The 26656-nt window shown below is 64.9% G+C and carries 27 protein-coding genes; 24 read left to right on the top strand and 3 right to left on the bottom strand.

The genetic code is table 11. The features are described from left to right. Positions 1 to 14 precede the first annotated feature (14 nt). The 5 genes from galE to GEV02_RS07680 all read left to right on the top strand — a co-directional run bounded on the left by galE (position 15) and on the right by GEV02_RS07680 (position 5497). Positions 15 to 1019, top strand: a complete 1005-nt coding sequence (gene galE / locus GEV02_RS07660) for a UDP-glucose 4-epimerase GalE (protein ID WP_152837446.1) — start codon at positions 15 to 17, stop codon at positions 1017 to 1019. Between the two features lie 9 nt (positions 1020 to 1028). After that, entirely contained in the window at positions 1029 to 2198 is a 1170-nt protein-coding gene (locus tag GEV02_RS07665) for a sugar phosphate nucleotidyltransferase (protein ID WP_152837447.1), read from the top strand. After that, positions 2195 to 3610, top strand: coding sequence for a mannose-1-phosphate guanylyltransferase/mannose-6-phosphate isomerase (locus GEV02_RS07670; protein WP_152837448.1), 1416 nt, complete (start codon positions 2195 to 2197; stop codon positions 3608 to 3610). The genes GEV02_RS07665 and GEV02_RS07670 overlap by 4 nt, the downstream gene beginning before the upstream one ends. Before the next feature lie 261 nt (positions 3611 to 3871). Then, positions 3872 to 4411 (top strand): FxDxF family PEP-CTERM protein, encoded by a 540-nt coding sequence (locus GEV02_RS07675; RefSeq protein WP_152837449.1) that lies wholly within the window; start codon positions 3872 to 3874, stop codon positions 4409 to 4411. A gap of 66 nt (positions 4412 to 4477) precedes the next feature. After that, on the top strand, positions 4478 to 5497 hold the full coding sequence (locus tag GEV02_RS07680) for a TIGR03790 family protein (RefSeq protein ID WP_235922692.1): 1020 nt from the start codon (positions 4478 to 4480) through the stop codon (positions 5495 to 5497). Here GEV02_RS07680 and GEV02_RS07685 read toward each other — a convergent pair. Further along, positions 5485 to 6078 carry a PEP-CTERM sorting domain-containing protein gene (locus tag GEV02_RS07685; RefSeq protein WP_152837450.1) on the bottom strand — a complete coding sequence of 198 codons (594 nt, stop codon included), beginning with the start codon at positions 6076 to 6078 and terminating at the stop codon, positions 5485 to 5487. The genes GEV02_RS07680 and GEV02_RS07685 overlap by 13 nt on opposite strands. 286 nt (positions 6079 to 6364) lie before the next feature. On the opposite strand from GEV02_RS07685, the gene GEV02_RS07690 reads away from it, so the two are divergent. The 16 genes from GEV02_RS07690 (at position 6365) to GEV02_RS07765 (ending at position 22023) form a co-directional block, all read left to right on the top strand. Then, positions 6365 to 9391 (top strand): ExeM/NucH family extracellular endonuclease, encoded by a 3027-nt coding sequence (locus tag GEV02_RS07690; protein ID WP_152837451.1) that lies wholly within the window; start codon positions 6365 to 6367, stop codon positions 9389 to 9391. Positions 9392 to 9401: 10 nt separating this feature from the next. Further along, positions 9402 to 10028: an NF038129 family PEP-CTERM protein gene (locus GEV02_RS07695; RefSeq protein ID WP_152837452.1), complete on the top strand. Its 627-nt coding sequence runs from the start codon at positions 9402 to 9404 to the stop codon at positions 10026 to 10028. Between the two features lie 199 nt (positions 10029 to 10227). Beyond that, the gene (locus GEV02_RS07700) at positions 10228 to 10965 is read left to right on the top strand and encodes a winged helix-turn-helix domain-containing protein (RefSeq protein WP_152837453.1); all 738 of its coding nucleotides are present in this window, start codon (positions 10228 to 10230) and stop codon (positions 10963 to 10965) included. Positions 10966 to 10967: 2 nt separating this feature from the next. After that, positions 10968 to 11768: an XrtB/PEP-CTERM-associated transcriptional regulator EpsA gene (epsA, locus tag GEV02_RS07705; protein ID WP_152837454.1), complete on the top strand. Its 801-nt coding sequence runs from the start codon at positions 10968 to 10970 to the stop codon at positions 11766 to 11768. 118 nt (positions 11769 to 11886) lie between these two features. Continuing rightward, on the top strand, positions 11887 to 12330 hold the full coding sequence (gene gspG / locus GEV02_RS07710) for a type II secretion system major pseudopilin GspG (RefSeq protein WP_152837455.1): 444 nt from the start codon (positions 11887 to 11889) through the stop codon (positions 12328 to 12330). Between the two features lie 25 nt (positions 12331 to 12355). Then, complete coding sequence (locus GEV02_RS07715) at positions 12356 to 13552, top strand: type II secretion system F family protein (protein ID WP_152837456.1); 1197 nt, start codon at positions 12356 to 12358, stop codon at positions 13550 to 13552. After that, positions 13549 to 15264: a GspE/PulE family protein gene (locus tag GEV02_RS07720; RefSeq protein ID WP_152837457.1), complete on the top strand. Its 1716-nt coding sequence runs from the start codon at positions 13549 to 13551 to the stop codon at positions 15262 to 15264. The genes GEV02_RS07715 and GEV02_RS07720 overlap by 4 nt, the downstream gene beginning before the upstream one ends. Continuing rightward, entirely contained in the window at positions 15257 to 16111 is an 855-nt protein-coding gene (locus tag GEV02_RS07725) for a hypothetical protein (protein WP_152837458.1), read from the top strand. Before GEV02_RS07720 ends, GEV02_RS07725 begins: the two co-directional genes overlap by 8 nt. After that, entirely contained in the window at positions 16108 to 16653 is a 546-nt protein-coding gene (locus GEV02_RS07730) for a PilN domain-containing protein (protein ID WP_152837459.1), read from the top strand. The genes GEV02_RS07725 and GEV02_RS07730 overlap by 4 nt, the downstream gene beginning before the upstream one ends. Further along, complete coding sequence (locus GEV02_RS07735) at positions 16638 to 17213, top strand: hypothetical protein (RefSeq protein ID WP_152837460.1); 576 nt, start codon at positions 16638 to 16640, stop codon at positions 17211 to 17213. Before GEV02_RS07730 ends, GEV02_RS07735 begins: the two co-directional genes overlap by 16 nt. Beyond that, positions 17210 to 17776, top strand: coding sequence for a hypothetical protein (locus tag GEV02_RS07740; protein WP_152837461.1), 567 nt, complete (start codon positions 17210 to 17212; stop codon positions 17774 to 17776). The genes GEV02_RS07735 and GEV02_RS07740 overlap by 4 nt, the downstream gene beginning before the upstream one ends. Continuing rightward, positions 17776 to 19761: a secretin N-terminal domain-containing protein gene (locus GEV02_RS07745; protein ID WP_152837462.1), complete on the top strand. Its 1986-nt coding sequence runs from the start codon at positions 17776 to 17778 to the stop codon at positions 19759 to 19761. Before GEV02_RS07740 ends, GEV02_RS07745 begins: the two co-directional genes overlap by 1 nt. A 4-nt stretch (positions 19762 to 19765) precedes the next feature. Then, positions 19766 to 20242, top strand: coding sequence for a type II secretion system protein (locus GEV02_RS07750; protein ID WP_152837463.1), 477 nt, complete (start codon positions 19766 to 19768; stop codon positions 20240 to 20242). Continuing rightward, a complete protein-coding gene (locus tag GEV02_RS07755) occupies positions 20236 to 20616 on the top strand; it encodes a type II secretion system protein (RefSeq protein ID WP_152837464.1) in 381 nt (126 codons plus the stop codon). The genes GEV02_RS07750 and GEV02_RS07755 overlap by 7 nt, the downstream gene beginning before the upstream one ends. Next, the gene (locus tag GEV02_RS07760; protein ID WP_152837465.1) at positions 20616 to 21290 is read left to right on the top strand and encodes a type II secretion system protein; all 675 of its coding nucleotides are present in this window, start codon (positions 20616 to 20618) and stop codon (positions 21288 to 21290) included. Before GEV02_RS07755 ends, GEV02_RS07760 begins: the two co-directional genes overlap by 1 nt. 241 nt (positions 21291 to 21531) lie before the next feature. Continuing rightward, on the top strand, positions 21532 to 22023 hold the full coding sequence (locus GEV02_RS07765; RefSeq protein WP_152837466.1) for an FxDxF family PEP-CTERM protein: 492 nt from the start codon (positions 21532 to 21534) through the stop codon (positions 22021 to 22023). Positions 22024 to 22084: 61 nt separating this feature from the next. On the opposite strand, the gene murJ is transcribed toward GEV02_RS07765, so the two are convergent. Then, positions 22085 to 23635 carry a murein biosynthesis integral membrane protein MurJ gene (gene murJ / locus GEV02_RS07770; protein WP_152837467.1) on the bottom strand — a complete coding sequence of 517 codons (1551 nt, stop codon included), beginning with the start codon at positions 23633 to 23635 and terminating at the stop codon, positions 22085 to 22087. A 191-nt stretch (positions 23636 to 23826) separates the two neighbouring features. Between murJ and rpsT the strand changes: the two genes are divergently transcribed. Further along, positions 23827 to 24093, top strand: coding sequence for a 30S ribosomal protein S20 (gene rpsT / locus GEV02_RS07775; RefSeq protein WP_008446456.1), 267 nt, complete (start codon positions 23827 to 23829; stop codon positions 24091 to 24093). Between the two features lie 119 nt (positions 24094 to 24212). Then, positions 24213 to 24464 carry a hypothetical protein gene (locus GEV02_RS32790; protein WP_174999012.1) on the top strand — a complete coding sequence of 84 codons (252 nt, stop codon included), beginning with the start codon at positions 24213 to 24215 and terminating at the stop codon, positions 24462 to 24464. Positions 24465 to 24566: 102 nt separating this feature from the next. Here GEV02_RS32790 and GEV02_RS07785 read toward each other — a convergent pair whose 3' ends face one another. Continuing rightward, complete coding sequence (locus GEV02_RS07785; RefSeq protein WP_152837468.1) at positions 24567 to 25130, bottom strand: pseudouridine synthase; 564 nt, start codon at positions 25128 to 25130, stop codon at positions 24567 to 24569. Positions 25131 to 25328: 198 nt separating this feature from the next. Between GEV02_RS07785 and icd the strand changes: the two genes are divergently transcribed. Then, positions 25329 to 26582: an NADP-dependent isocitrate dehydrogenase gene (gene icd / locus GEV02_RS07790; protein WP_152804151.1), complete on the top strand. Its 1254-nt coding sequence runs from the start codon at positions 25329 to 25331 to the stop codon at positions 26580 to 26582. Positions 26583 to 26656: the final 74 nt, after the last annotated feature.

A 26656-nucleotide genomic window follows, 5' to 3' on the forward strand; every position in this document is an offset into this window, starting at 1 on the left:
GAACAAGTCAACCTATGACGAAAATTCTAGTTACAGGCGGCATGGGCTACATCGGTTCGCATACCGTGCTGGAGTTGCTGGTGGCCGGCTTTGACGTAGTGGTGATCGATAATTTATCGAACGCCAAGACGTCGGTCCAGCCTCGCGTCCAGCGGCTCGCCGGCCGGACGTTCGACTTTGTTGAAGCCGACGTGCGCGACCGTTCGGCGGTCGAGGCCGTGTTCGCCGCCCACCGGATCGAGGCGGTCATTCACTTCGCCGGCCTGAAGGCGGTCGGCGAATCGGTCGAGCAGCCGCTGCGCTACTACGACAACAACGTCGTCGGCAGCCTGGTGCTGTTCGAGACCATGGCCAAGTTCGACGTCAAGACGCTGGTGTTCAGTTCGTCGGCTACCGTGTACGGCGACCCGGCCTCGGTGCCGATCTTCGAACACTTCCCGCTGTCGGCCACCAACCCCTACGGCCGCAGCAAGCTGATGATTGAAGACATGCTGCGCGACCTGCACAAGGCCGATCCCCGCTGGCGCATCGCCTTGCTGCGCTACTTCAACCCGGTGGGCGCACACGAAAGCGGTCTGATCGGCGAGGAGCCCAATGGCATCCCCAACAACCTGCTGCCGTATGTGGCGCAGGTCGCCGAGGGACAGCGCGCATTCCTGTCGGTCTACGGCAGCGACTATCCGACCCCGGACGGCACCGGCCTGCGCGACTACATCCACGTGGTCGACCTGGCGCTGGGCCATCTGGCCACGCTGTCCAAGCTGGCGACCGATGCCGGCATCTTCACCTACAATCTGGGCACCGGCCGCGGCAATAGCGTGCTGGAAATGGTGCGCGCGTTCGAAGCGGCCAGCGGTCGTCCCGTGCCTTACCAGGTGGTGGCGCGCCGCGCCGGCGACATCGCCGCCTGTTACGCTGACGCCAGTCTGGCCGAGCGTGAACTGGGCTGGAGGGCGCAGCGCAACGTTGAGCAGATGTGCGCCGATTCGTGGCGCTGGCAGACCACGGCAACTGAATAGGAATATCCCATGAAAGCAATGATATTGGCCGCTGGTAAGGGCACCCGCGTGCGCCCATTGACCTACGATTTGCCCAAGCCGATGATCCCCATCCTCGGCAAGCCGGTGATGGCCTACCTGATCGAGCACTTGCACAAGTACGGCGTCACCGAGATCATGGTCAATGTCAGCTACCTGCATGAGAAGATCGAGGAGTATTTCGGCGAGGGCCACCAGTACGACGTCCAGATCGGCTACTCCTTCGAGGGCTACACCACCGACGACGGCGAAGTCGTGCCGCAGCCGCTGGGCTCGGCAGGCGGCATGAAAAAGATCCAGGAGTTCGGCGGCTTCTTCGACGACACCACCATCGTGCTGTGCGGCGACGCGCTGATCGACCTCGACATCAAGTCGGCGCTGTTCGAGCATCGCCGCAAGGGCGCGCTGGCCTCGGTCATCACCAAGGAAGTGCCGTGGGAGAAGGTGTCCAGCTATGGCGTGGTGGTCACCGACAGCAATGGCCGCATCACCGAGTTCCAGGAAAAGCCCAGCCAGCAGGAAGCCAAGTCCAACTTCGTCAGCACCGGCATTTATATTTTCGAACCGGAAGTGATCGACCTGATCCCGTCGGACCGGCCGTTCGACATCGGCTCCGACCTGTTCCCGCTGCTGGCCGAGAAGGGCATGCCCTTCTATGCGCAAACGCGCGGCTTCAACTGGATCGACATCGGCAGCGTGACCGACTACTGGGAAACCTGCCAGAGCGTGCTGATGGGCGAAGTGGCGCACCTGCACATGCCCGGCATCCAGATCAACGACGGCCTGTGGGTCGGCCTGAACACCAGCATCGAATGGGAAGGCACGACCATCGAGGGACCGGTCTACATCGGTTCCGGCACCCGCGTCGAAGCCGGCGTGCACATCGTCGGCCCGACCTGGATCGGCCACGGCAGCCATATCTGCGCCGGCGCCAAGGTAGTGCGCAGCGTACTGTTCGAATATACTCGGGTGTTACCGAATGTTTCTTTGGACGAAATGATCGTGTTTAAGGATTATAGTGTCGACCGCGCCGGCGAGATGAAGCACGTCTCCGAATCCGACCCCGATTCGTGGGCCAATGCCCGCGACCGCCGCAGCAAGCGTCGTACCGAACTAAGCAATGAATCAACAGATAAGATAGATAAGCGAATCAGAGCATGAAAATTTACCCAGTGATCCTGTCGGGCGGTTCCGGCACCCGTTTATGGCCGTTGTCGCGCGCGGTGCTGCCCAAGCAGCTGCTGCCGCTGGTCTCGGACCGCACCATGCTGCAGGACACTGTGCTGCGCCTCCACGGCCGGCCGCAGATGATGGCGCCGCTGGTCGTGTGCGGCAACGAGCACCGCTTCCTGGTCGCCGAGCAGATGCGCGAGATCGGCGTCAGCCCGCTGGGCATCCTGCTGGAACCGGTCGGCCGCAACACCGCGCCGGCGGTGGCCGCCGCCGCCCACTATCTGCGCGCCATCGACGCCGACGCCGTCATGCTGGTGCTGCCGGCCGACCACGTGATTGAAAACACCGACGCCTTCTACGGCGCCATCGAACACGCCGCCGCCATGGTGGACGGCGGCGCGCTGGCCACCTTCGGCATCGTGCCGACCGCGCCGGAAACCGGCTACGGCTATATCCGCAGCGGCCAGCCGGCCGCCGCCGCGCAATGCTACAGCGTCGACCGCTTCGTCGAGAAGCCGGACCGCGCCACGGCCGAGGGCTTCCTGGCCGCCGGCAATTACTACTGGAACAGCGGCATGTTCCTGTTCCGCGCCGACAGCTATCTGAAGGAATTGCAGGAATACGCGCCGGCCATCGCCAGCGCCACCGAGGCGGCCGTCAGCAAGGATTACCGCGACCTCGACTTCTGCCGCCTGGACGAAGCCTCGTTCACCGCCTGCCCGTCCGACTCGATCGACTACGCGGTGATGGAGCACACGCGCCACGCCATCGTGGTGCCGGCCGACATAGGCTGGAGCGATGTCGGCTCGTGGTCGGCGCTGTGGGAAGTGCAGCAGCAGGACGCCCAGGGCAACGCCACCCGCGGCGACGTCTATCTGGACGACGTCAGCGGTTCGCTGGTGCGCGCCGAGAGCCGCATCGTGGCCGTGGTCGGCGTCAAGGACGTGGTCGTGGTGGAAACCAACGACGCCGTGCTGGTCTGCCACAAGGACCAGGTGCAGCGCGTCAAGAACATCGTCGAGCACCTGAAGACCAAGCAGCGCACCGAACACCTGCACCACACCAAGGTCTACCGTCCATGGGGCTGCTACGAGGGCATCGACATCGGCGAACGTTTCCAGGTCAAGCGCATCACGGTCAACCCGGGCGGCAAGCTGTCGCTGCAGATGCACCACCACCGCGCCGAACACTGGATCGTCGTCAGCGGCACCGCCCGCGTGACCTGCGGCGACAAGGTGACGCTGCTGACCGAGAATGAATCGACCTACATCCCGATCGGCACCACGCACCGCCTGGAAAATCCGGGCAAGCTGCCGCTGCACCTGATTGAAGTCCAGTCCGGCAGCTACCTGGGCGAGGACGACATCGTCCGCCTGGAAGACGTCTACCAGCGCGCCTGATGCGCTACCGCGGCGGCCCCTGCTGACAAAGCGCGGCCGCCGTTTTCCCGTCTTGGCGTAGGCAGCATCCTACGCGCTCTGCCTCCCCCTGATTTTCCCTCTCGGCGCCCGCGCCGTGGCTGCGCGCGTGCCTGGCGGGCGCGGCCACGCGCGATTGACCGATGCTCAATGCTGTCATTTCAGCCATGCTAGGATCGATTGGCAGTGTGGAGCAACCGGCGGCAGCGCAAGCCGCAGCAGCCTTTTCAAGGGAGGTGATCTATGAAACGTACACAAACCGTCACGGCCGCGCTGATACTGGCGGCCGCCGCCGGCCTGCCATGGGCGCAGGCCACCGACATCAGCCAGGGCGTGCAAACCCTGGACCTGAGCAGCGGCAGCGCCGTGCTCAAGCATGAGTTCGGCGCCGGCAACGCCGGCAACACATTCCACGACCGCTACGACTTCACGGCCAGCGCGGGCCAGTCGCTGGGGGCGTTCGTCGCCAGCCTGAGCATGGTCGACATGGGCCTGGGCGGCGCCGCGTTCGACAGTTTCAGGGTCTTTAACTCGGCCGGTTTCTCGTTCGACGGCACCAGGCAGTCGGCGCCGGACGCGGTGGTTGAAGTGTGGGCGCTGAGCATCCCGCACCTGGCCGCCGACCACTACTACCTGCTGGTCGACGGCACCGTGCGCAACGACGCCGCCGGCAATTACGTCGGCTCGGTGGCGGTCAGTTCGGTGCCGGAGCCATCGCCGGTCGCCATGCTGTTCGGCGGCGTTGGCGTACTGGGCTGGCTGGCGCGGCGTCGCAAAGCCTGACAATGGCGCTATAATTCAAACGGAAGCTGCCGCTTCCGTTTTTTTTAATCCTTGCGATCGAACCACTTGCGACACTTCTTCCTTTTGCTGGCCGCCGTGCTGGTGTTTTCCGGCGCCGCCCAGGCACAAACCGCGCGTCAGGCCGGCCTCAGCGCCGCCCAGCTGGCGGTGGTCATCAACGACGACGAGTCCAACAGCGTCGAACTCGGCGAGTACTACCGCAAGGCGCGCAACATCCCGGCCGCCAACATGGTGCACGTGCATATCCCGCACCGGCCGCACAAGCTCGACGCCGCGCAGTTCGAGGCGCTGAAGGCGCAGATCGACGCCAAGCTGGGCCCCGAGATCCAGGCGGTGCTGATGGTCTGGACCGCGCCCTATGCGGTCGAGTGCAATTCGCTGACCTCGGCCTACACGCTGGGCCTGGACAGCGGCCTGTGCGTCAAGACCTGCGCCCCGAGCAAGCCCAGCACTTATTTCAATGCGCCGACGGGCAAGCCCTACACCGACTACCAGATGCGCATCTCCATGCTGCTGCCGACCGACTCGGTGGAGGCGTCGAAGGCGCTGATCGACCGTGGCGTGCTGGCCGGCTTCACCACGCCCACCGCCACCGCCTACTTCCTCAACACCAGCGATGCCGCGCGCAGCAGCCGCGCGCGCTTCTTCCCCCGTTCCGGCGGCGTGGCGTCGAAGAAGCTGACCATCAAGACCTTGCAGGCCGACAGCATCGAGGACGTCAACGACATCATCGTCTATGAAACCGGCCTGACGCACGTGCCCAAGCTGCAGACGCTGAAGTTTGCGCCGGGCGCGCTGGCCGACCACCTGACCTCGGTTGGCGGCGACCTGTTGGCGGAAGGCGGGCAGATGAGCAGCCTGCGCTGGCTGGAGGCGGGCGCCACGGCCAGCTACGGCACCGTCAGCGAGCCGTGCAACCATTGGCAGAAATTCCCCAACTCGACGGTGCTGCTGTCGCAATACCTGCGCGGCTATAGCGCGATCGAGGCTTACTGGAAAAGCGTGGCCTGGCCGGCCCAGGGCGTGTTCATCGGCGAGCCGCTGGCCACGCCTTACCGCCACTGAGCCCGGCGGCGCGCGGCCACGGCCAGCAGCGCCAGGCCCGCCAGCCATAGTCCATACGCGGACGGCTCCGGCACGGCGGGCAGGGACTGTCCCTGTTCCAGCAATAACTGTCTTTCGCCGCGGCCGAACGGCGGCGCTGGCGCCGCAGCGGACGCCAACCGGCCGCTGGAGTTCATGCTGCCGCCATCGCCGTAGCGCGTTCCCGAGGGCGGCGCGATCGGCCACCACAGTTCCGGCTGGTCCGTGCCGGTCCGGTGACGATTCCATTCCATCGCATCCTCATACAGCACCAGTCTTTGCGTGGCCGACATGCCGTCGTTGCGCGCTTCCTCGTCCTGGCGCTCGGCGTCCACCAGATTGCAGGGATCGGAAATCCAGTTGATGTCGATCTTGTTGCGCGGCTTGCGCGGCGCGGCGGGCGGCTGGCCGGGTTTCTTGCGGGGCTTGGCGTCTTGCAGTGGCGGGGCCGTCAGCGCGCAGCTGCCGTATTGCGACGCTGGCGACGGCAGCAGGTCGACAGCCAGGGCCGCCCACGGCGGCGACAAGGCGTAAATGATGACAGCGATACGTAGGATCTTCATGATGCTCGCTCCATGCGCCACGGCTTGGGAAGGAGGGCGGCGGTACCGGCCGGGTCAGGCCATCAACTTACCATTATGCAATTTCAATTGCATATAAGTAATCCTAGCACGCGTTGCGCGGATATGCGAGAAAAACCTGGGCACGCGATCGAACCTTTCCTTAGTCCGAACGGACTAAGGGCATGTCATCAAGGCGTCAAGCCGGCGGCTTAATATGCAAAATGCAATGTTTGAAATCATTTTGTTAAGAATGCCGCGCCGACCTTTTTCCACCCAGGACCCACTCATGAAAAAAACTACCCACTCGCCTCAAGCCCAGGCTGCCGCTACGCCGGGCCGGCGCACCATCATCGCCGCCGCCCTGATGGCGGGCCTGTCGGCGCCGGCCTTAGGCGCATCGCCGGTTGTGATCAGCCAGGTGTACGGCGGCGGCGGCAACTCCGGCGCCACCATCAAGAACGACTTCATCGAACTGTTCAACCGCAGCGATGCGCCGGTCAGCCTGAGCGGCTGGAGCGTGCAGTACGCCAGCGCCGCCGGCTCGTCGTGGCAAGTGACCAAGATCACCGGCAATCCGGTGCTGCAGCCGGGCCAGTACTACCTGGTGCAGGAAGCGGCCGGCACCGGCTCCGGCAGCGCGCTGAGCCCGGACAGCATCGGCACCATACCGATGAGCGGCACGGCCGGCAAGGTCGCGCTGGTCAACGATGGCAATGCGCTGGCCGGCGCCGCGCCGAGCGGCGCCACGCTGGTCGACCTGCTGGGCTTTAACGCCGGCTACTTCGAAGGCACGAACGGCCCCGGCCTGACCAACACCACGGCCGCGCTGCGCGCCAACGGCGGCTGCACCGACACCGACAACAACGGCAGCGACTTCGCCACCGGCGCGCCTAACCCGCGCAACACCTCCACGCCGGTGCACCTGTGCAGCGTGCCGAGCGCGCCGCCTATCGTCGCCAGCTGCCCGGCCACCCTGGCGATGGCGGTCGGCTCCGCCGGCAGCGCCGAGCTGAGCGCCACCGACGCCGACGGCACCGTCAACAACGCCGTGATCACCTCGACCCCGGTGCCAGGCATCAGCCTGGTCAATTTCCTGGCGGCGACTGCCGCCGGCGGCACCGCCACCGCCAGCCTGAACGTGGCGGCCAGCGTGCCGCAGGGCAGCTACCCGGTCGCCGTGCGCTTCGATAACGACCAGTCGCAGCAAGCCAGCTGCAGCATCAGCGTCACCGTGGCCGCGCCGGCCGGCGTCACCCACAGCATTCCGCAAATCCAGGGCCCGGGCGAGACCAGCCCTTACGCAGGCACCGTGCAAACCACCGAAGGCGTGGTGACGGCCAAGGTCGGCTCCGGCTTCTTCATCCAGGACGCGCTCGGCGACGGCAATCCGCAAACCTCGGACGGCATCTTCGTCTACACCACCGCCGCCAACACCGGCACCGTCAAGGTGGGCGACCAGGTGCGCATCACCGGCAGCGTGACCGACTACGCGCCGGTCGCCGGCGGCCACGCCTACACCGAGCTGCAGAACATCACCGCCATCGTCAAGACCGGCAGCGGCATCGCCATCACGCCGACCAACATCCAGCTGCCATACGCCAACCTGGGCCAGGTCGAAGGCATGCTGGTGCGCTTCACCAATGCGCTGACCGTGTCGCAGCTGGAGTTCCTGGGCGACCGCGGCGAAGTGACGCTGTCCGCCGGCCGCCTGGAAGCGCCGACCAACCACTACGCCGCCGGCTCGAATGAAGCCAAGGCGCTGGCCGCCGCCAACGCGCAGAGCCAGATCGTGCTGGACGACGGCGTCTTCGTCACCCCGACCACGATTCCCTACCTGGGCGCGGACGGCTCGCTGCGCGCCGGCGACACCGTGTCCGACCTGACCGGCGTGGTCGACTTCGGCGCCAAGGGCGGCGGCGGTGCCGGCTTCAAGCTGCAGCCGACCGTGGCGCCGGTGTTCTCGCAGGACAATCCGCGCACCGCGCCGCCAGCGCTGGCGGCCGGCAACGTCAAGGTCGCCAGCGCCAACGTGCTGAACTACTTCACCACCTTCACCAACGGCGAAGATGTCGAAGGCCGCACCGGCCAGGGTTGCTCGCTGGGCGCGAGCATCAGCAAGTCCAACTGCCGTGGCGCCGACAACCTGAACGAGTTCAAGCGCCAGAACGCCAAGATCGTCGGCGAGCTGAAAGCCATCGACGCCGACGTGTTCGGCCTGATGGAAATCCAGAACAGCGGCGAGTACACGGTGGGCTACCTGGTCAAGGCGCTGAATGAAGCGATCTCGCCGGGCACCGGCTTCCAGACCTACGCGGTCGTGCCGAAGCCGGCCGCCACCGGCACCGACGCCATCCGCGTGGCGATGATCTACAAGCCGGCCAAGCTGACCATGGTGGGCAGCGCGCTGTCCGACGCCGACAGCGTCAACAACCGTCCGCCGATGGCGCAGACCTTCGTCGCCGCCAACGGCGCCAAGTTCTCGCTGATCGTCAACCACCTGAAGTCGAAGGGCAGCTGCCCCGGCGGTTCCGGCGCCGATGCCGACAAGGGCGACGGCCAGAGCTGCTGGAACGCTACCCGCATCCTGCAGGCCAACCGCCTGGTCAACACCTTCGCGCCGCAAGTGGCTGCCGCCGCCGGCGACGCCCGCGTGCTGATGATCGGCGACTTCAACTCCTACGGCATGGAAGACCCGATCAAGGTCATCACCGACAAGGGTTATGTCAACCAGCTGGAGCGCTTCGTGCGCGGCAGCGGCGCCATGCCTTACTCCTTCGTCTTCAACGGCGAAGCGGGTTATCTGGACCACGCGCTGGCCAGCCCGGCACTGACTGCCTCGGTGGCCGACGCCGCCGAATGGCATAACAACGCCGACGAGCCGACCGTGATCGACTACAACACCGACGGCAAGCCGGAAGACAAGTACACCGCCGCACCGTACCGCGCTTCCGACCACGATCCGGTGGTCATCAGCCTGAACCTGGCCGCGCCGTACAGCGATGTCAGCGCCAGCATCAAGTCGGCCGCCACCGGCCTGGTGTTCAACCGCGGCACCGGCAAGTACAGCTCGACGTTCTCGATCACCAACACCGGCGCCGCCGCGCTGACCGGTCCGCTTCAGGTCGAGTTCGATGGCCTGCCTGCCGGCGTCACGCTGAGCAACGCCAGCGGCAGCCATGCCGGCGCGCCTTACATCACGGTCAACGCCGCCACGCTGGCGCCGGGCGCCACCGTCTCCTTCGCGCTGAGCTTCAGCAAGACGGGCACGGCCAACATCAGCTACACCACCAAAGTCTTCAGCGGCAATTTCTAAGGATATGACCATGTTCAAACCAAACTTCTCCCTGACCCTGCGCAACGCGGCCCTGGTGCTGGCGCTGAGCGCCTGCGGCCTGGCGTCGGCCCAGACGCTGCACGTGGAACTCAACACCGCGTCGCTGCTCAACACCGGCTTCATCGACCTGCAATTCAATGCGGGCAACTCGCCGGTTGTGTTCGCCAGCGCCGCCATCAGCCATCTGAACGGCTTCGGCGACCTGAGCGGTGTGGAGCTGCAGGGTGACGTGCAGAAGCAGGGCGGTGGCTTTGTATTCGGCAATACCACGAGCTACAACGACTTGTTCCAGGCCATCTCCTTCGGCGGCAAGGTCAGCTTCGACGTCACCTTCGGCGGCTTGCCCGACCCGGCGGCGTCGGGCATCGAGAGCAAGTTCGCCGTGTCGCTGTACGGCGCGGACCGCACCACGGCGCTGGGCAACTACAACCAGCTGGACGGCAGCCTGATGTCGTTCAGCTGGGTGCCGACCGCCGGCGCCGGCGTCGTGACGTCGGACATCACCGACAGCACGATCGCCAGCATCAGCGCAGTACCGGAGCCGTCGAGCTGGGCCATGCTGGGCGCCGGCCTGGTGCTGGTCGGCGTGGCCCGCCGCCGCAAGCTCGCCGCCTGAGCTTAATCGCTGCCAATTAATGGCTGCAAAAAAACGACACCTGCGGGTGTCGTTTTTTGCGTTTAGACCGCCGCTTCTAAATCGCCGCTAACGCAGGCGGGCACGGGATATATATCGCGAAACTATAAATCCGCGATGGAAATCATATTAGTAATGCCAGATTGCTTGTTGCATAGTGCTTCCTTTACACGGATTTGCCATGCGACCCGCCCATATCCTTGTCATTGAAAACGAGCCTGCGATCCAGGAACTCATTGCCCTGAACCTGAGCATGGCGGGGCACACCGTCAGCCGCGCGCGCGACGCCGAAAGCGCGCTGCTGATGCTGGAAGACAGCCTGCCGACGATGCTGATGACCGACTGGAACCTGCCCGGCCAGTCCGGCCTGTCGCTGATCCGCCGCCTGCGCGGACACCTCAGCACGCGCGACCTGCCCATCATCATGGTGACGGCCCGCTGCGGCGAGCCGGACAAGATCATGGCGCTGGAAAGCGGCGCCGACGACTACATGACCAAGCCCTTCAGCCCGCGCGAGATGGTGGCCCGCGTGCACGCGCTGCTGCGCCGCCTGCAAGCCCCGGCCGCGCCGCAAGCGGCCGACGCCGTGCAGATGGCCGGCCTGCGGCTCGATCCGCACACGCTGCGCGTGACCGCCGGCGCGCGCGAGCTGGCCATGGGCCGGGTCGAATTCAAGCTGCTCAACTTCCTGATGAACCATCCGGAGCGGGTCCACAGCCGCGCCCATCTGCTCGACCAGGTGTGGGGCAACGCCGTCTACCTCGACGAGCGCACCGTGGACGCCCACGTCGGCCGCCTGCGCAGCGCGCTGCAGCCCAGCGGCCACCAGGAGCACATCGAAACCGTGCGCGGCAGCGGCTACCGCTTCGTCGCCTGGGAGCAGGGCGGTCGGGCGGTCCATGAGGCGGCGCGGGCCTGACGATGGAGCCATTGATCATCCTCAGCAAGACGGAGCAGGAATACCTGCTGCACGCGATCGAAGCGGTGCTGCCGCTGCGCCAGGCCCGCCAGTTCTGCCTGTGGACCCAGGGCCAGTTCCAGGCGCTGCTGCCACATCGCATCATGGTGTGCCTGCAGTTCGGCGCGCAGGACGAGGTGCAGCACGTCGAATGCATGCACAGCACGGTGCTCGACGCCGGCCTGCTGTCCCGCCTGGGCGACAAGTCCGACGGCCTGGCGCTGCGGCTGGCCCGCCACTGCCGCGATGGCCAGCGCCTGCCGGCCATGCTGGACGCCACCGGCGCCGGACAGGACGGCGGCGCGCGCCAGCCACTGGCGCCTTTCCTCGACGAGCTGCGCGAGCTGGGCCTGGACAATCTGCTGATCCACGGCACCGAGCGCCTGCCGGGCGGCGCAACCTTCTTCGTGCTGTTCGGCCTGCCGCATCGCCCGCGTCCGCGCCACGCCTACTTCCTCGAACTGCTGCTGCCGTATCTGCACCTGACGCTGCAACGCGTCGGCCAGCAGCAGCGCCAGGCCCGCGCCGGCGCGCTGGCGCGGCCGGTCAGCGCGCGCGAACTGGAAATCCTGCACTGGGTGCGCGAGGGCAAGAGCAACGAGGAAATCGGCCTGATCCTCGGCATCAGCGGCCTGACGGTGAAAAACCATCTGCAGCGGCTGTACCGCCTGCTGGGCGTGTCCAACCGTGCCCACGCCATCGCGCGCGGCATGGCGCTGCACCTGTTCGACCAGCCGTGGACGCCGCTGGCCAGGGCCGCTTGAATTGAAACCGTCGCACTCTCCCGGCACGCTTGCAAGAAAAGGTTGTCTGCTATGCAAACCGCATGGTAGCCTCTGACTTCTTGCCAGTAGGCGTGTTGCGCATTAAGGAGTCGTTCGGATGGAAGTTGCAAAGAATCACCGTCAGACCGCAGCTCACAAGGCTGGCGGCTTTACCCTGCTGGAATTGCTGGTCGTTATCGTGATCATCGGTTTGCTGGCGGCGTATGTCGGTCCCAAGTACTTCGCCCAGCTGGGCAAGTCGGAAGTGACCATCGCCAAGGCGCAGATCGAGGCGTTTGAAAAATCGCTGGACACCTACCGCCTGGATGTGGGCCGCTACCCGACCACCGACGAAGGCCTGGGCGCATTGCTGGTCGCGCCGGCCACGGCGGGCGCCAAGTGGAACGGCCCCTACCTGAAGAAGGGCGTGCCGCCGGACCCGTGGGGCCACCCGTATGTGTACAAGGCGCCGGGCGCCAAGGCTGAGTTCGACATTACTTCGCTGGGCCGTGACGGCAAGCCCGGCGGTACCGGCGAAGACGCCGACATCACTTCACAATAAGTCTCGCCGTCCAGGAAAGCAGTCCATGCAGTTCGATGTCCGCACCCTGTCGGCCGATATGGCCATCTCGCATCTGGTGATCGACGGCCGGGACGAGGCCGATGCGCGCCGGCAGGTGGAGGCGCGCGGCCTGTACGTCAGCGCCATCGCGCCTGTGCGCGGCAGCCTCGGCCTGCGCGGCGGCAAGGCGCGCGGCAAGGGCCTGTCGCTGGTGCTGTTCAGCCAGGAACTGCTGGCGCTGCTGACCGCCGGCCTCGGCATCGTCGAAGGCCTGGAGGCGCTGCTGGAAAAGGAAACCAGCCCCGTCACGCGCAGCGTGCTGGAGCGCCTGCTGGCCGGCCTGCGCGAAGGCCAGCGCTTTTCCGCCGTGCTGGCCGAGCAACCCGAACTGTTCCCGCCGCTGTACATCGGCATCGTCAAGGCGGCCGAGGGCACGTCGGACCTGCCGCGCTCCCTGTCCCGCTTCATCGACTACCAGCAGCGCATCGACCTGGTGCGCGGCAAGCTGGTGTCGGCCGCGATCTATCCCTGTATTTTGCTGCTGGTCGGCGGCGGCGTCAGCCTGTTCCTGATCGGCTACGTCGTGCCGCGCTTTGCCGAGGTCTACCAGGGCGCCGGCCGCAACCTGCCGTGGCTGTCGCAGCAGATGCTGAACTGGGGCCAGTTCGCCGGCGCCCACACCACGCTGCTGCTGGGCGGCATCGCCGCCGTGCTGGCCGCGCTGGCGCTGGGCGTGCGCCATTTGATGGGCAGCGGCGGCTTCGCCCGCCTGCTGGGGCGCTTGCCCGGCATCGGCGAGCGGGTACGCATCTACGAATTGTCGCGGCTGTACCTGACGCTGGGCATGCTCAGCGAAGGCGGCATCACCATCGTGCACGCGATCGAGACCGTGCAGGGCATGGTGTCGGCCGGCATCCGCCAGAACCTGCAGACGGCGCGCGCCGATATCGAATCGGGCCTGCCGCTGTCGACCGCTTTCGAGGCCAGCCAGCTGACCACGCCGATCTCGCTGCGCATGCTGCGCGTGGGCGAGCGCACCGGCGACATGGGGCCGATGCTGACCCAGTCCGCCGCCTTCTACGACGGCGAAATCAGCCGCTGGATAGAACGCTTCACACGAACCTTTGAACCGCTGCTGATGGCCGCGATCGGCCTGGTGGTCGGCGCCATCGTGGTGCTGCTGTATATGCCGATTTTCGATCTGGCCGGAGACATGTCATGACGGCCCAGGCCACCCCGCACCTCGTTGCCGCATTGCCGGCGTTGGATACTGCGCTGGTTGCGCGCGCGCGCCACCTGCGCCAGCAATCGAAACGCACGCTGGTCGAAGAACTGGTCGCGCTGAGCGGCATGGAAGCGCGCCTGGTGGTGCAGGCGCTGGCGCAGCCGTTCGGCATGGCGGTGCTGGAGACCATCGACATGCTGGCCTACACGCCGGCCTTCGATCTGCTGCCGCTGTCGCAAGCCTTGGCGCGCCACTGCGTGCTGCTGCGCGCGCATGACGGTACGGTGGTCGGCGTGATCGCCGATCCCTTTGACCTCGATCTGCAAACCTGGCTGGGCACGCAGGCGCGCGCCACGCCGCACGCGCCGCTGCAAACGCGGCTGGCGTTGCAAGCCGATATCCAGGCCTACCTGTCGAAGCAGGAAGAATCCGCGCGCGCCACCGACTCGCTGCTGCCCGGCGCCAGCGAAGGCCGGCGCGATGGCAAGACCGCCGCCGTGCTGTCGTTCGCATCGGTGTCGGAAGCGGCCAGCCCCGCCGTTCGCCTGGTCAACTCGACGCTGTACGATGCGCTGAAAGCCGGCGCCTCCGACATCCACCTGGAAAGCACGGCCGGCGGCCTGGCGGTCAAGTACCGCGTCGACGGCGTGCTCGATCACGCCACTTCCGTCAACGGCATCGACGTCGCCGAGCAGATCATCTCGCGCCTGAAGGTGCTGGCGGAGCTGGACATCGCCGAACGCCGCGTGCCACAGGACGGCAGCTTCCGCGTCGAAGCCAACTCGCGCGAGATCGACCTGCGCGTCTCCATCATGCCGAGCATACACGGCGAGGACGCGGTGATCCGTATTCTCGACAAGCGCGCCATGATCGAAGCCTACGGCTCGCTGACCTTGGAAGCGCTGGGCTTCGATGCGCCGTCGCTGGCCACGCTGCGCGTGCTGGCGCAGGAAGCCTACGGCATGCTGCTGGTGACCGGGCCTACCGGTTCCGGCAAGACCACCACGCTGTACGCGGCGCTGACCGAGATCCACAACGGCCGCGAGAAGATCATCACCATCGAAGACCCGGTCGAGTACCAGCTGCCGGGCATTCTGCAAATCCCGGTCAACGAGAAGAAGGGCCTGACCTTCGCCAAGGGCCTGCGCTCCATCCTGCGCCACGACCCGGACAAGATCATGGTCGGCGAGATCCGCGACCGCGAGACGGCGGAAATCGCCGTGCAGTCCGCGCTGACGGGCCACCTGGTGCTGACCACGGTCCACGCCAACAACGTGTTCGACGTGTTCGGCCGCTTCACGCACATGGGCATCGATCCGTATGCGTTTGTGTCGGCCTTGAACGGCATCTGGGCGCAGCGCCTGGTGCGTATCAACTGCCCGCACTGCGCGGCGCAGTACACGCCGGACGACCACGAACTGGCCAGCGTCGGCCTGGCGCGCGCCGATGTCTACGACTACCGCTTCATGCAGGGCAAAGGCTGCGGCGATTGCCGCGGCACCGGCTACAAGGGCCGCCGCTCGATCGCCGAGATCCTGACGCTGAACGACGAGATCCGCGAACTGATCGTCGACAAGCGGCCGATCCGCCAGATCAAGCAGGCGGCTTACGAGAACGGCACGCGCAGCCTGCGGCAGGCCGCGCTGGAGCTGGTCAAACGGGGCGGCACCACGCTGTCCGAAATCAAACGAGTTACCTTGCATGCGTAGAGCTATTGGACAATCACTGCGCATCGGCGTCTCCGCCCATGCGGTCAGCCTGCTGCGCATCAGCCGCTGGCGCGGCGAGCCGGTCACGGTGCTGGCCGAGCATGCGTTCGCACCGTCGGGCGAGCATCCGTTCGACGCCATCGCCAATGCGCTGCGCGCGCTGCTGGGCGAACAGCTCGGCGACAAAAGCGTGGCCGGCTGGCCGGTCAGCATCGTGCTGGCCGACGACCTGACGCGGATGTGGCGCGTCGTGCCGCCGCCTGGCGCGGCGCGGCTGGCTGACATCGAAGCGGCGGCCGGCTTCCGTTTCCAGGCGCTGTATGGCGAAGCGCCTGCGGCCTGGCAGATCGCGGGCGACTGGGATGCCGCGCAGCCGTTCTTCGCCGCCGCCGTGCCGCGCGCCTTGCTGGCCGTGCTGCAGCTGGTGGCGCAGGAATTCAAGCTGCACGTCGTCGGCATCGAGCCGCACTTCATCACGGCCTACAACCGCTGGCGGCGCGGCGTGAAGCCGGGCGCGTGGTTCGGCCTGGTGCATGACAACCTGCTGACGCTGGCCGCCATCGAAGCGGACGGCAAAGGCATACGCGCCATCCGCGCGCTGCCCATGCCGACCGGGCAGGGCGCAGACCAGTACTGGCTGGGCCAGACATTGAAACGTGAAGCGCTGCTGCTTGACATGGACGCGCCGGAGCTGCTGCAGGTATGCGGTTCGGCGCCGGCCGCATGGAGCAAGGCGACCGAGCATCCCGCGCACATCCCTTGCGCGGTGCTGGACCTGGCGCAGCAGGCGTCCGGCGGCGGGCTGTCGACGATGGCGCTGCTGGCGCGTGGCGGGAGCAGGGCATGAGACAGATGAATATCGACTTCGCACCGCGCGGCCTGCGCCGCAGCTTGTTCCACACCCATCCTGCGTTGCTGGCGCTGGGCGGCGCGGGATTGCTGCTGTGCGCGGCCGCAGGTTTCGGCGGCTGGAAGCTGGTCGAGCAGCAGCGTTTGCGCGAGCACCAGCTGCGTCACATCCAGGAACGCGCTGCGGCCATCTCGGCGCGGCCGGTGGAGGTGGCGCGGGTGGCGATACCGGAAGGGCAGGCGGCCTTCGTCAACGGCGCCATCCTGCAACTGAACCTGCCGTGGCGCGATCTGCAGGATGCGGTGGCCGCGGCCACGCCGCGCAGCGTGGCGCTGGTGGCGATGGAGCCGGACTCGCGCAAGCAGGTGCTGAAGATTACCGCCGAAACCAAAACCAGCGACGACATGGTGGCCTATGTGGCGGAGCTGAAGCAGCAGGAGCTGTTCAGTGGCGTGACGCTGACCCGTCATGAAATCAACGAGCAGGATCCCAACCGGCCCTTGCGCTTCCAGTTGGAGGCCGCATGGGTAAGCCGATGAGCACTGCGGACATCAAGGTGAACGTCGCCACGTTCGTGCTGCGCGCGCGGCTGGCGCTGGTGCGTCTGGGCGCGCCGGCGTGCATCGCGCTGGCGTTGTGCTTTGCCGCAGCCGCAGCGTGGGGCTGGCTGCTGCCGCAACGCGCGGCGCAGGAGCGCTTGATGGCGCAGCCTTTGCCTACGCCGACGTCGCTGGTGACGGCGCCGCCGCCACCATCGGCCAACCAGAACCTGGCCGGCTTCTACGAGGTGCTGGGCGAGAACCGCTACGCCGAGCAGCAGGTCAAGGTGCTGTTCGACCTGGCGGCCAAGAACAATCTGACGCTCAGCCTGGGCGAGTACAAGGCCGGCTACGACAAGGCCAGTCGCGTCAGCACCTACCAGATCATCCTGCCGGTGAAGGGGCCGTACCAGTCGATCTGGCAGTTCGCCATGCAGGGTCTGCGCGAGATGCCGTTTGCGTCGCTGGACGAAATCGGCTTCCGCCGCGAGACCATCGCCGAATCCACGGTGGAAGCGCGCCTGCGCTTTACCCTGTACCTGAAGGATGGCGAGCCATGAAGCCCTACCAAATCGTGATGGGCGTGGCGCTGGCTGCGACGGCCTGGCTGGCGCTGTTCGGCGATAACTCGCCGTCGGGCGATATCGCCGAGCCGGTGGCGCGCAGCGCCTCCGCATCGACCGCCGCATCAACTGCGCCTGCGGCAGCAGCGCCCGCGCCGCGCGCCGGCAAGGACGGCAAGCCGCAAGCCGATGTGGCGATCCTGCGCCTGACGCCGCGCGCCATGCTGGTGGGCGAATCCGGTGACGCCACGTTCGAATCGGGCGAGGGCGTCTTCCTGGGACAGAACTGGAACCCGCCACCGCCGCCACCACCACCACCATCGAAGGAACCGCCGCCCGCACCGGTGGCGCCGCCGATGCCGTTCACAGTGCTGGGCAAGGGCGTCGCCGACGGCGCCTGGGAAGTCTATCTTGCGCGTGGCGACAAGACTTATGTGGTGCGCAATCAAACCGTCATTGACGGCACCTACCGCGTCGAGAAGATCGCGCCGCCGCTGATGTCCGTAACTTATCTGCCTTTGAATCAGGTACAACAGATCAATATTGGAGTCCTCGACTGATGGCTAGTCATCTGAAGAATTTGGGCCGCCGCGCCGCGCTGCCTGCCTTGTTGGCCGTCGCCCTGGGCGGCTGTGCCGGACAAATGGCCTATCGCGATGGCCGCGACCTGATCGCCAAGGACCAGATCGAAGCTGGCCTGCTCAAATACCAGGAGGCCGTGAAGGCGGAACCGGGCAACGCCCAGTACCGCTCGGCCTTCCTGCTGGAGCGCGACCGCGCCGCGCTGCGCTTCCTCGACCAGGCCGAGCGCCTGCAGGACGAGGGCAAGCAGGATCAGGCGGCGCAGCTGTTCCGCCGCGTGCTGGCGCTGGACCCGCTCAACGAACGCGCCCGCGCCGGCATGCGCGCGCTGGAGCGCGACGACCGCCAGGCCAAGCTGCTGGCGGCCGCCGGCGCACACGCCAACAAGGGCGAGTACGAGCTGGCCAAGCAGAAGCTGAATGCGATGCTGATCGAGAACCCGACCAACGACAAGGCGCGCCAGATGCTGCGCGAAGTGACGGAGAAGCTGGCGCCTGCGGCGGCGGAACCCGGCCTGGCGAAAACCTACAAGCAGCCGATCTCGATCGAGTTCCGCGACGCGCCGCTGAAGCAGGTGTTCGAAGTGATCTCGCGCCGCTCCGGCCTGAACTTCGTGTTCGACAAGGACGTCAAGACCGACCAGCGCACCACCGTGCTGCTGAAGAACAGCACTGTCGAATCGGCGATCTACTATCTGCTGCTGACCAATCAGCTGGAGCAGCAGGTGATGGATGCGAACACCATCCTGATCTACCCGAACGTGGCGGCCAAGCTGAAGGAATACCAGGAGATGACGGTCAAGACCTTCTTCCTGGCGAACGCCGAGGCCAAGCTGGTGGCCAATACGCTCAAGACCATCCTGAAGTCGCGCGATGTGGTGGTCGATGAAAAGCTCAACCTGCTGATCGTGCGCGACAGCCCGGAAGCGATCCGCCTGGCCGAGAAGCTGGTGGCGCTGCAGGACGCGCCGGAAGCGGAAGTGATGCTGGAGGTGGAGATCCTGGAGGTCAAGAAGGGCAGCGTGATGGACCTGGGTGTCGTGTGGCCGACCGGTGTCGGCCTGACGCCGCTGTCGACCTCGGGCGGCACCGGCATCACCATCCGCGACTTGAACAACCTGAACCAGCGCACCATCGGCGTGACCGGCATTGCGCTCGGCGTCAACGCCAACAAGAACGATACGGATTCCAACCTGCTGGCCAATCCGCGCATCCGCGTGCGCAACAAGGAAAAGGCCAAGATCGTCATCGGCGACAAGCTGCCGGTGATTACCACCACCGTGTCTTCGGGCATAGGCGGCTTCGCCAGCGACAACGTCACCTACGTCGATGTCGGCCTGACGCTGAACGTCGAGCCCACCGTCTACCTGAACGACGAGGTGGCGATCCGCGTGCAGCTGGAGGTCAGCAACCTGACCGGCACCATCACCACCAAGAGCGGCGGCACGGCTTACCAGATCGGCACGCGCCAGGCCACCACCATGCTGCAGCTGAAGGATGGCGAGAACCAGGTGCTGGCCGGCCTGATCAACAACGAGGAACGCGGCACCGCCAACCACGTGCCGGGCGCGGGCGACCTGCCCATCGTCGGCCGCCTGTTCGGCAGCAAGCGTGACGACAACCAGAAGACCGAGATCGTGCTGTCGATCACGCCGCACCTGATCCGCAATGTGCAGCGTCCGGAAGCGTCGGCGTCGGAGTTCTCGGCCGGTACCGAGGCCAGCTTCCGCCGCCGTCCCGACATGACTGCGCGTCCTGCCGTGGCGATGCCGCCGCCGCCGGGCGCCTTGCCGCCGCCTGCGGGCGTGCAGACGGCGCCGGTGCACCAGTCGCCGGTGCAGGCGATGCCGCTGTCGCAGGGCCAGCCGGCGCCGTTGCCGCCGTCGCAGGGACAACAGCCGCAGCCGGTGCTGCTGCCGCCGCCGGAAATTGAGCCTGCGACGATCCCGCCGGTGCAGCAGTAAGCACATGATGAAGCGCGTCCGCGGGTTCACGCTGATCGAGCTGCTGGTGACGCTGGCCATCCTCGGCCTGCTCAGCGCGCTCGTGGTGCCGACCGCCCATGTGGTGGTGCAGCGCCGCCAGGAGCAGGAGCTGCGCGAGGGGTTGCATCAGATCCGCCACGCGCTGGACGCGTACAAGCTGGCCTACGACCAGGGCCGCATCGCCAAGTCGCTGGCGTCCACCGGCTACCCGAAGACGCTGGATCTGCTGGTGGAGGGCGTGCCGGATTTGCAGAATCCCAAGCACATCAAGATGTACTTCCTGCGCCGGGTGCCGCGCGATCCGTTCAACCCGGATGCGTCGCTGGGCGAATCGCAGACCTGGGGCAAGCGCAGCTACGCCAGCGATGCCGACCAGCCCAGGGAGGGCGAGGATGTCTACGATGTCTACAGCCTGAGCGACAAGACCGGCCTGAACGGTGTGCCGTATAGAAAATGGTGAAGATGAAAACCAAGGGATTCACGCTGATCGAGCTGCTGGTGGTGCTGGGCATCATCGCCTTGCTGTTGACGCTGGCCGTGCCGCGCTATTTTCCCAGCGTCGACAAGTCCAAGGAGATCGTGCTGGCCGATAATCTGCGCAATGTGCGGCAGGTGCTGGATCAATACTATGGCGATACCGGCCGCTATCCGGACACGCTGGAGCAGCTGGTGGATAAGAAGTATCTGCGCGCGATGCCGGTCGATCCGATCACCGAGAGCGATAGCACGTGGATCATCGTGCCGCCGGAGGATGTCGCCAAGGGCGGGGTCTACAACATCAAGAGCGGCGCTCCCGGCACCGACCGCAGCGGCAAACCTTATTCCGACTGGTGATGCGTGCTTCGCGCCCTGGCCGCAGCGGCGGCTTTACCTATCTGAGCCTGATTATCCTGCTGGCGATCGTCGGGCTGGTGACGGCCTCGGCATTGAAGCTGGGCTCGGTGGTGCAGCGCAGCCGGGCGGAGATGGAATTGCTCGATATCGGCGCCGCCTTCAGCGACGCCTTGAAGAGCTATGCCGACGCCACGCCGGCCGGCCAGCCGCCGCAACCGCCGTCGTTGAAGGAATTGCTGAAAGATCCGCGCTTTCCCGGCACCCGCCGCCACCTGCGCAAGATTTTTGTCGATCCGATGACCGGCAAGGCGGAGTGGGGCATCCAGTATCTGAGCGAGAAGGTCGGGGTGCTGGCGGTGTACAGCCTGTCCGACGCCAAGCCGGTGAAAGTAGGAAACTTTCCCTCCCGCTTTACGGGATTTGAAGGCAAGAATCATATTTCAGACTGGAAGTTTTCGATGACTCTGGCGGGGGCGGCGCCGTCTGAAATGACCGGACCGGCTCCGCGTGTCACCGCGCCTGTACCTGGAGTACAGCAACCCCCACCACCGCCATCTCCGGCAGCGCCTAACCCGCCGGTGGAGGCTCCGGTGAGTCCGCCGCAGGAGCCGGAGGCGCCGCCGACTCCTGATGAGCCCGCACACTCCGAACCGCCCCCAATCCCGCAAGAATAGCGGCTTGGAAGCCACACTTTTGAATTTCTTTCTCTCAAATTGTCACTTTTTTTGTTCAAAAGCGCGGCAATTTCCCCGTTATTTTCACAGGGTGAAAAAGATTGCATAATAGAAATGAAAAGTGGAAAAATTACAATGCGGATTGATATTCTTATGTTATTATTCTTCCCGAAGTACTCCTATTAACTACACGGTGGTTGGCGAAAGCGCAGCCACAATTCGTTTGATTAAGGAAAATCACATGAAATTGAAATCTTTCGTTGCTGGCGCTCTGCTGGCCGCCGCTTCGGTTAGCGCATTTGCAGCTGATCAGCTGAACATTCCGGTGACCCTGGGCGTTGCTACGGGCTTCTCGGGTCTGTCGCTGCCAGGCGATGGCCTGCTGTCCGGCGGTTCGGATGTTCTGTCGTTCACCGGTCTGGCTGCTGGCCTGTACAACGTTCAGCTGAACTACAGCGCAACCAACGTGAACATCCAAACCGCTAGCCTGAATGGCCAAGCACCAGTGTTCATCTGGGGCAGCCCTTTCGCCAGCCTGGGTTCGTTCCAAGTCAGCGCTAACTCGCCATTCACCCTGACCCTGGGTGGCACGCCAACCAGCGCTTCGTCGGCGTTCTACAACGGTTCGATCACCGTGACCGCCGTACCAGAACCAGAAACCTACGGCATGCTGCTGGGCGGCCTGGCACTGCTGGGTGTTGTTGCTCGTCGCAAAGCAAAAAAAGCAGCCTAAGTTTTAGCTGTGACGTAAAAAAACCCGCCTTGGCGGGTTTTTTTACGTCTGATGTTTTGGCTCAGCGCGCCGTGCGCTTGATGTCGCGCAGGCGGAAGCCCATGGCGAACAGCGCGGCGAAGTAGACCGCGCCGCAGACGCCGATCAACAGCATCAGCGCACCCACCCGCAGCAGCGTGTGGTGTTGCAGGCCCAGCCAGTCCACCTGCTGCGCGCCGTACCAGGCGGCGCCGCCCATCAGCACGCACGCCACCACCAGCTTGACGCAGAACAGCGGCCAGCCCGGCTTGGGCTGGTAAATGCCGCGCTTGCGCAGGCCGGTGTACAGGAAGGCTGCGTTGATGCAGGCGCCCATGCCGATCGACAGCGCCAGGCCGGCCACCTGGATGTAAGGCACGAAAATCCAGTTCATCAATTGCGTGGCCACCAGCACGCCGATGGCGATCTTGACCGGGGTGCGGATGTCCTGGCGCGCGTAGAACGCCGGGGCCAGCGTCTTGACCAGGATAATGCCCAGCAGGCCGGCGCTGTAAGCGATCAGCGGACGGGCGGACTGGGTGGCCGCCTCGTCGGTGAATTTACCGTAGTGGAAGAGGGTGGCGATCAGGGGCTCGGCCAGCGCGGCCATGCCCACCGCCGCCGGCAGCGCCAGCAGGAAGGTCAGGCGCAGGCCCCAGTCCAGCAAGTCGGAATATTCCTGCGGGTCGCCGTCGGCCTGGGCCTTTGACAGGCTGGGCAGCAAGATCGTGCCCAGCGCCACGCCCAGCAGCGCGGTCGGGAATTCCATCAGACGGTCGGCGTAGGATAGCCAGGAAATGCTGCCCTCGGCCAGGCGCGAGGCGATGCTGGTGTTGATCATCAGGCTGATTTGCGCGGCCGACACGGCAAACACGGCCGGGCCCATCTTCTTCAGCACGCGGCGCACGCCCGGATCGCCGAGGCCGGCCGCCGGGTTCCACGACAGCGTCGGCAGCATGCCGATCTTGATCAGCGCCGGGATCTGTATCGCCACCTGCAGGATGCCGCCGACGAACACGGCGATCGCCATGGCGTAGATGGGCTGCGCCATGTGCGCTTGCAGGAACACCGAGGCGGCGATGAAGGACAGGTTCAGCAGCACCGGCGTGAAGGCCGGGATCTTGAACTGGCGCCAGGTGTTGAGCACGCCGCCGGCCAGCGCGACGAAGGCCATGAAGCTAATATAAGGGAACATCAGCCGGGTCATCCAGACGGCGGCGTCGAAGGCGCCGGGCTGTTTGTCCAGGCCGGTGGCGATGAGGTAAACAAACAACGGTGCGCCGATGATGCCGAGCGCGCTGACGAACAGCGTGGACCATACCAGCGTGTTGGCGACATGGTCGGTCAGCGTCTTGCTGGCCTCCTGGCCGTGCTGGTTTTTATATTCCGACAATATCGGCACGAAGGCCTGGGAAAATGCGCCTTCGGCGAACAGGCGGCGCAGCAGGTTGGGGATGCGGAACGCGACGATGAAAGCGTCCGTGTAGGCGCCGGCGCCGAAGGCCCGGGCAAACAAGGTTTCACGCAATAATCCGGTAACGCGGGACAGCATGGTCATGCTGGAGATGGCGGCTAGAGTTTTAAGCAAGTTCATGGGGCATGATTATAGTTGCTCCTGACAGAAAACATCGCTATAATCGCAGGCTGTACAGAATTCTGTTACGCAGACACTAATGTTTGGCAGGCAGTAGTTTGACTCACATGGTTCGGCAGACGCACTGAACGCACCTGTTTGGCAAACAATAATGTTTGCAAACGCACCTTTACCCTGTTTTAGGAAATTCCATGGCAAATACCGCACAAGCGCGTAAGCGCGCTCGTCAAGCAGTTAAGCAAAACGCTCACAACTCGTCCCAGCGTTCGACCCTGCGCACCGCTATCAAAGCAGTTCGCAAAGCGATCCAGGGCGGCGACAAAGCTGCTGCGACCGCAATCTTCCAATCGTCCGTGTCGACCATCGACAGCATCGCCGACAAGAAGATCATTCACAAAAACAAGGCAGCTCGCCATAAGAGCCGTCTGGCAGCTGCTCTGAAAGCACTGTCCGCTTAATTCCCTTCCGGGATTTAAAGCAAGAACCCGCCTGGCCTCTGGTCAGCGCGGGTTTTTTCGCATGCGTAGACGTAAAAAAAGCCGGCGCATGGCCGGCTTGCCTGGAGTGCGGCGATTACTTGGCTGGCATCGAAGCCGAGGCCGAAGCTTCAGCCGAGGCGGCTTTCTTGGCTTTTTTGGCTTTCTTGGCTTTAGGAGCGGAAGCGTCGGCCGAAGCGGACGCCGATGCCATCGGGGCAGAAGCCATGGCCGAAGCGGAGGCCGAGGCCGATGGTGCTGCGGCGAAAGCGGAGGCGGCAAACAGGGAAGCAACCAGGGCAGCGATGATCTTGGACATGATGATTTCCTTTGGCAGAGATTTAACCAGCTAAAAAAAACGAAGATTCATATGAATCTAGCTCATTAACGCCGCCCGAAAATTTCCAGTTGACACAAAACGCGCAATTTTCCGGAATTTTATTTGCTGCAACGCATCATTGGCCGGCCACATCCTTGGCCGACACTTCCATCCATTCCCCCGGCATCAGCGGATGCGTGGCCAGCGAGATCGCGCCGATGGCGCTGCGCACCAGCCGCAGCGTCGGCAGGCCGACGGCCGCCGTCATGCGCCGCACCTGGCGGTTCTTGCCTTCCTGAAGTGTGATCGCCAGCCAGCTGGTCGGCTGCTCGGCGCGGCTGCGGATGGGCGGATTGCGCGGCCACAGCCATTCCGGTTCGGCGATCCGTACCGCCTTGCACGGCTTGGTGACGAAGTCGCCCAGGTCCAGCGGCGCCTGCAGCCGGGCCAGACTGTCGGCGTCCGGCACGCCGTCCACCTGCACCAGGTAGACCTTGGCTTCCTTGTGGTCGGGGTGGGCGATGGTGTGCTGCAACTTGCCGTCGTCGGTCAGCAGCATCAAGCCTTCGCTGTCGGCGTCGAGGCGGCCGGCAGGGTAGATGTTCGGGATCTTCAGATGGTCGGCCAGCGTGGCGCGGCCGTCCTGCGGGGAGAACTGGCACAGCACCTGGAAAGGTTTATTAAATAGAATGAGGGACATACTTCACTTAAGTTGATTTTGGTGTAGGCTTGTCAGCCTGCCATGGAAAACCGTGGCGCCTACTAAAATACTGGTGCATAATGGGAAACGCCTGTCTTATGTCTTATAGAAGACCTAAGATTCATGTGTTAAACTGGCAACAAATTCATGCTCCGTGAGCAGCCAGCTGCTTGCCGAGCGCCCACTTCGGAGAACACGATGTATCAGCATATCAAAGTACCTGCCGACGGCCAAAAAATCACCGTCAACGCCGATTTTTCCCTGAATGTACCAGATAACCCTATCGTTCCCTACATCGAGGGCGATGGCACCGGTGTCGATATCAGCCCGGTCATGATCAAGGTGATCGACGCGGCGGTTGCCAAGGCCTACGCCGGCAAGCGCGCGATCCGCTGGATGGAAATCTTCGCCGGCGAAAAATCGACCACCGTGTACGGCCCGGACGTGTGGCTGCCGGAAGAAACCCTGACCGTGCTGAAGGATTACGTGGTGTCGATCAAGGGCCCGCTGACCACGCCGGTCGGCGGCGGCATCCGCTCGCTGAACGTGGCGCTGCGCCAGCAGCTGGACCTGTACGTCTGCCTGCGCCCGGTGCGCTACTTCACCGGCGTGCCATCGCCGGTCAAAGAGCCGGAGAAGACCGACATGGTGATCTTCCGCGAGAACTCGGAAGACATCTACGCCGGCATCGAATACCAGCAGGGTTCGGAAGGCGCGAAGAAACTGATCGACTTCCTGGTCAAGGAAATGGGCGTCACCAAGATCCGCTTCCCGGAAACCTCGGGCCTGGGCATCAAGCCGGTGTCGATCGAAGGCACGCAGCGCCTGGTGCGCAAGGCGATCCAGTACGCGATCGACAATGACAAGCCATCCGTGACCATTGTCCACAAGGGCAATATCATGAAGTACACCGAAGGCGGTTTCCGCGACTGGGCCTACGAACTGGCGCAGAAGGAATTCGGCGCGCAGCTGATCGACGGCGGACCATGGTGCAAGTTCAAGAATCCCAAGACCGGCCGCGACATCACGATCAAGGATTCGATCGCTGACGCCTTCCTGCAACAGATCCTGCTGCGTCCGGCCGAGTACAGCGTGATCGCCACCCTGAACCTGAACGGCGACTACATCTCGGACGCGCTGGCGGCCCAGGTGGGCGGCATCGGCATCGCGCCGGGCGCCAACCTGTCGGACTCGGTCGCGATGTTCGAAGCCACACACGGCACCGCGCCCAAGTACGCCGGCAAGGATTACGTCAACCCGGGCTCGTTGATCCTGTCCGCTGAAATGATGCTGCGCCACATGGGCTGGATCGAAGCGGCCGACCTGATCATCAAGGCGATGGAGAAGGCCATCGATTCGAAGCGCGTGACCTACGACTTCGCCCGCCTGATGGAAGGCGCGACCCAGGTGTCGTGCTCCGGCTTCGGCGACGTGATGATCGAACAGATGTAAGCCATGCGCGCCGGCCGTCGCCAGCGCACACCAGCCCCGCTCCCGCGATGGAGCGGGGCTTTTTTTTGATGGAG

Origin of the sequence: Rugamonas aquatica, assembly GCF_009380215.1 — a bacterium.
Taxonomy (GTDB): Bacteria; Pseudomonadota; Gammaproteobacteria; order Burkholderiales; family Burkholderiaceae_D; genus Rugamonas; species Rugamonas aquatica_B.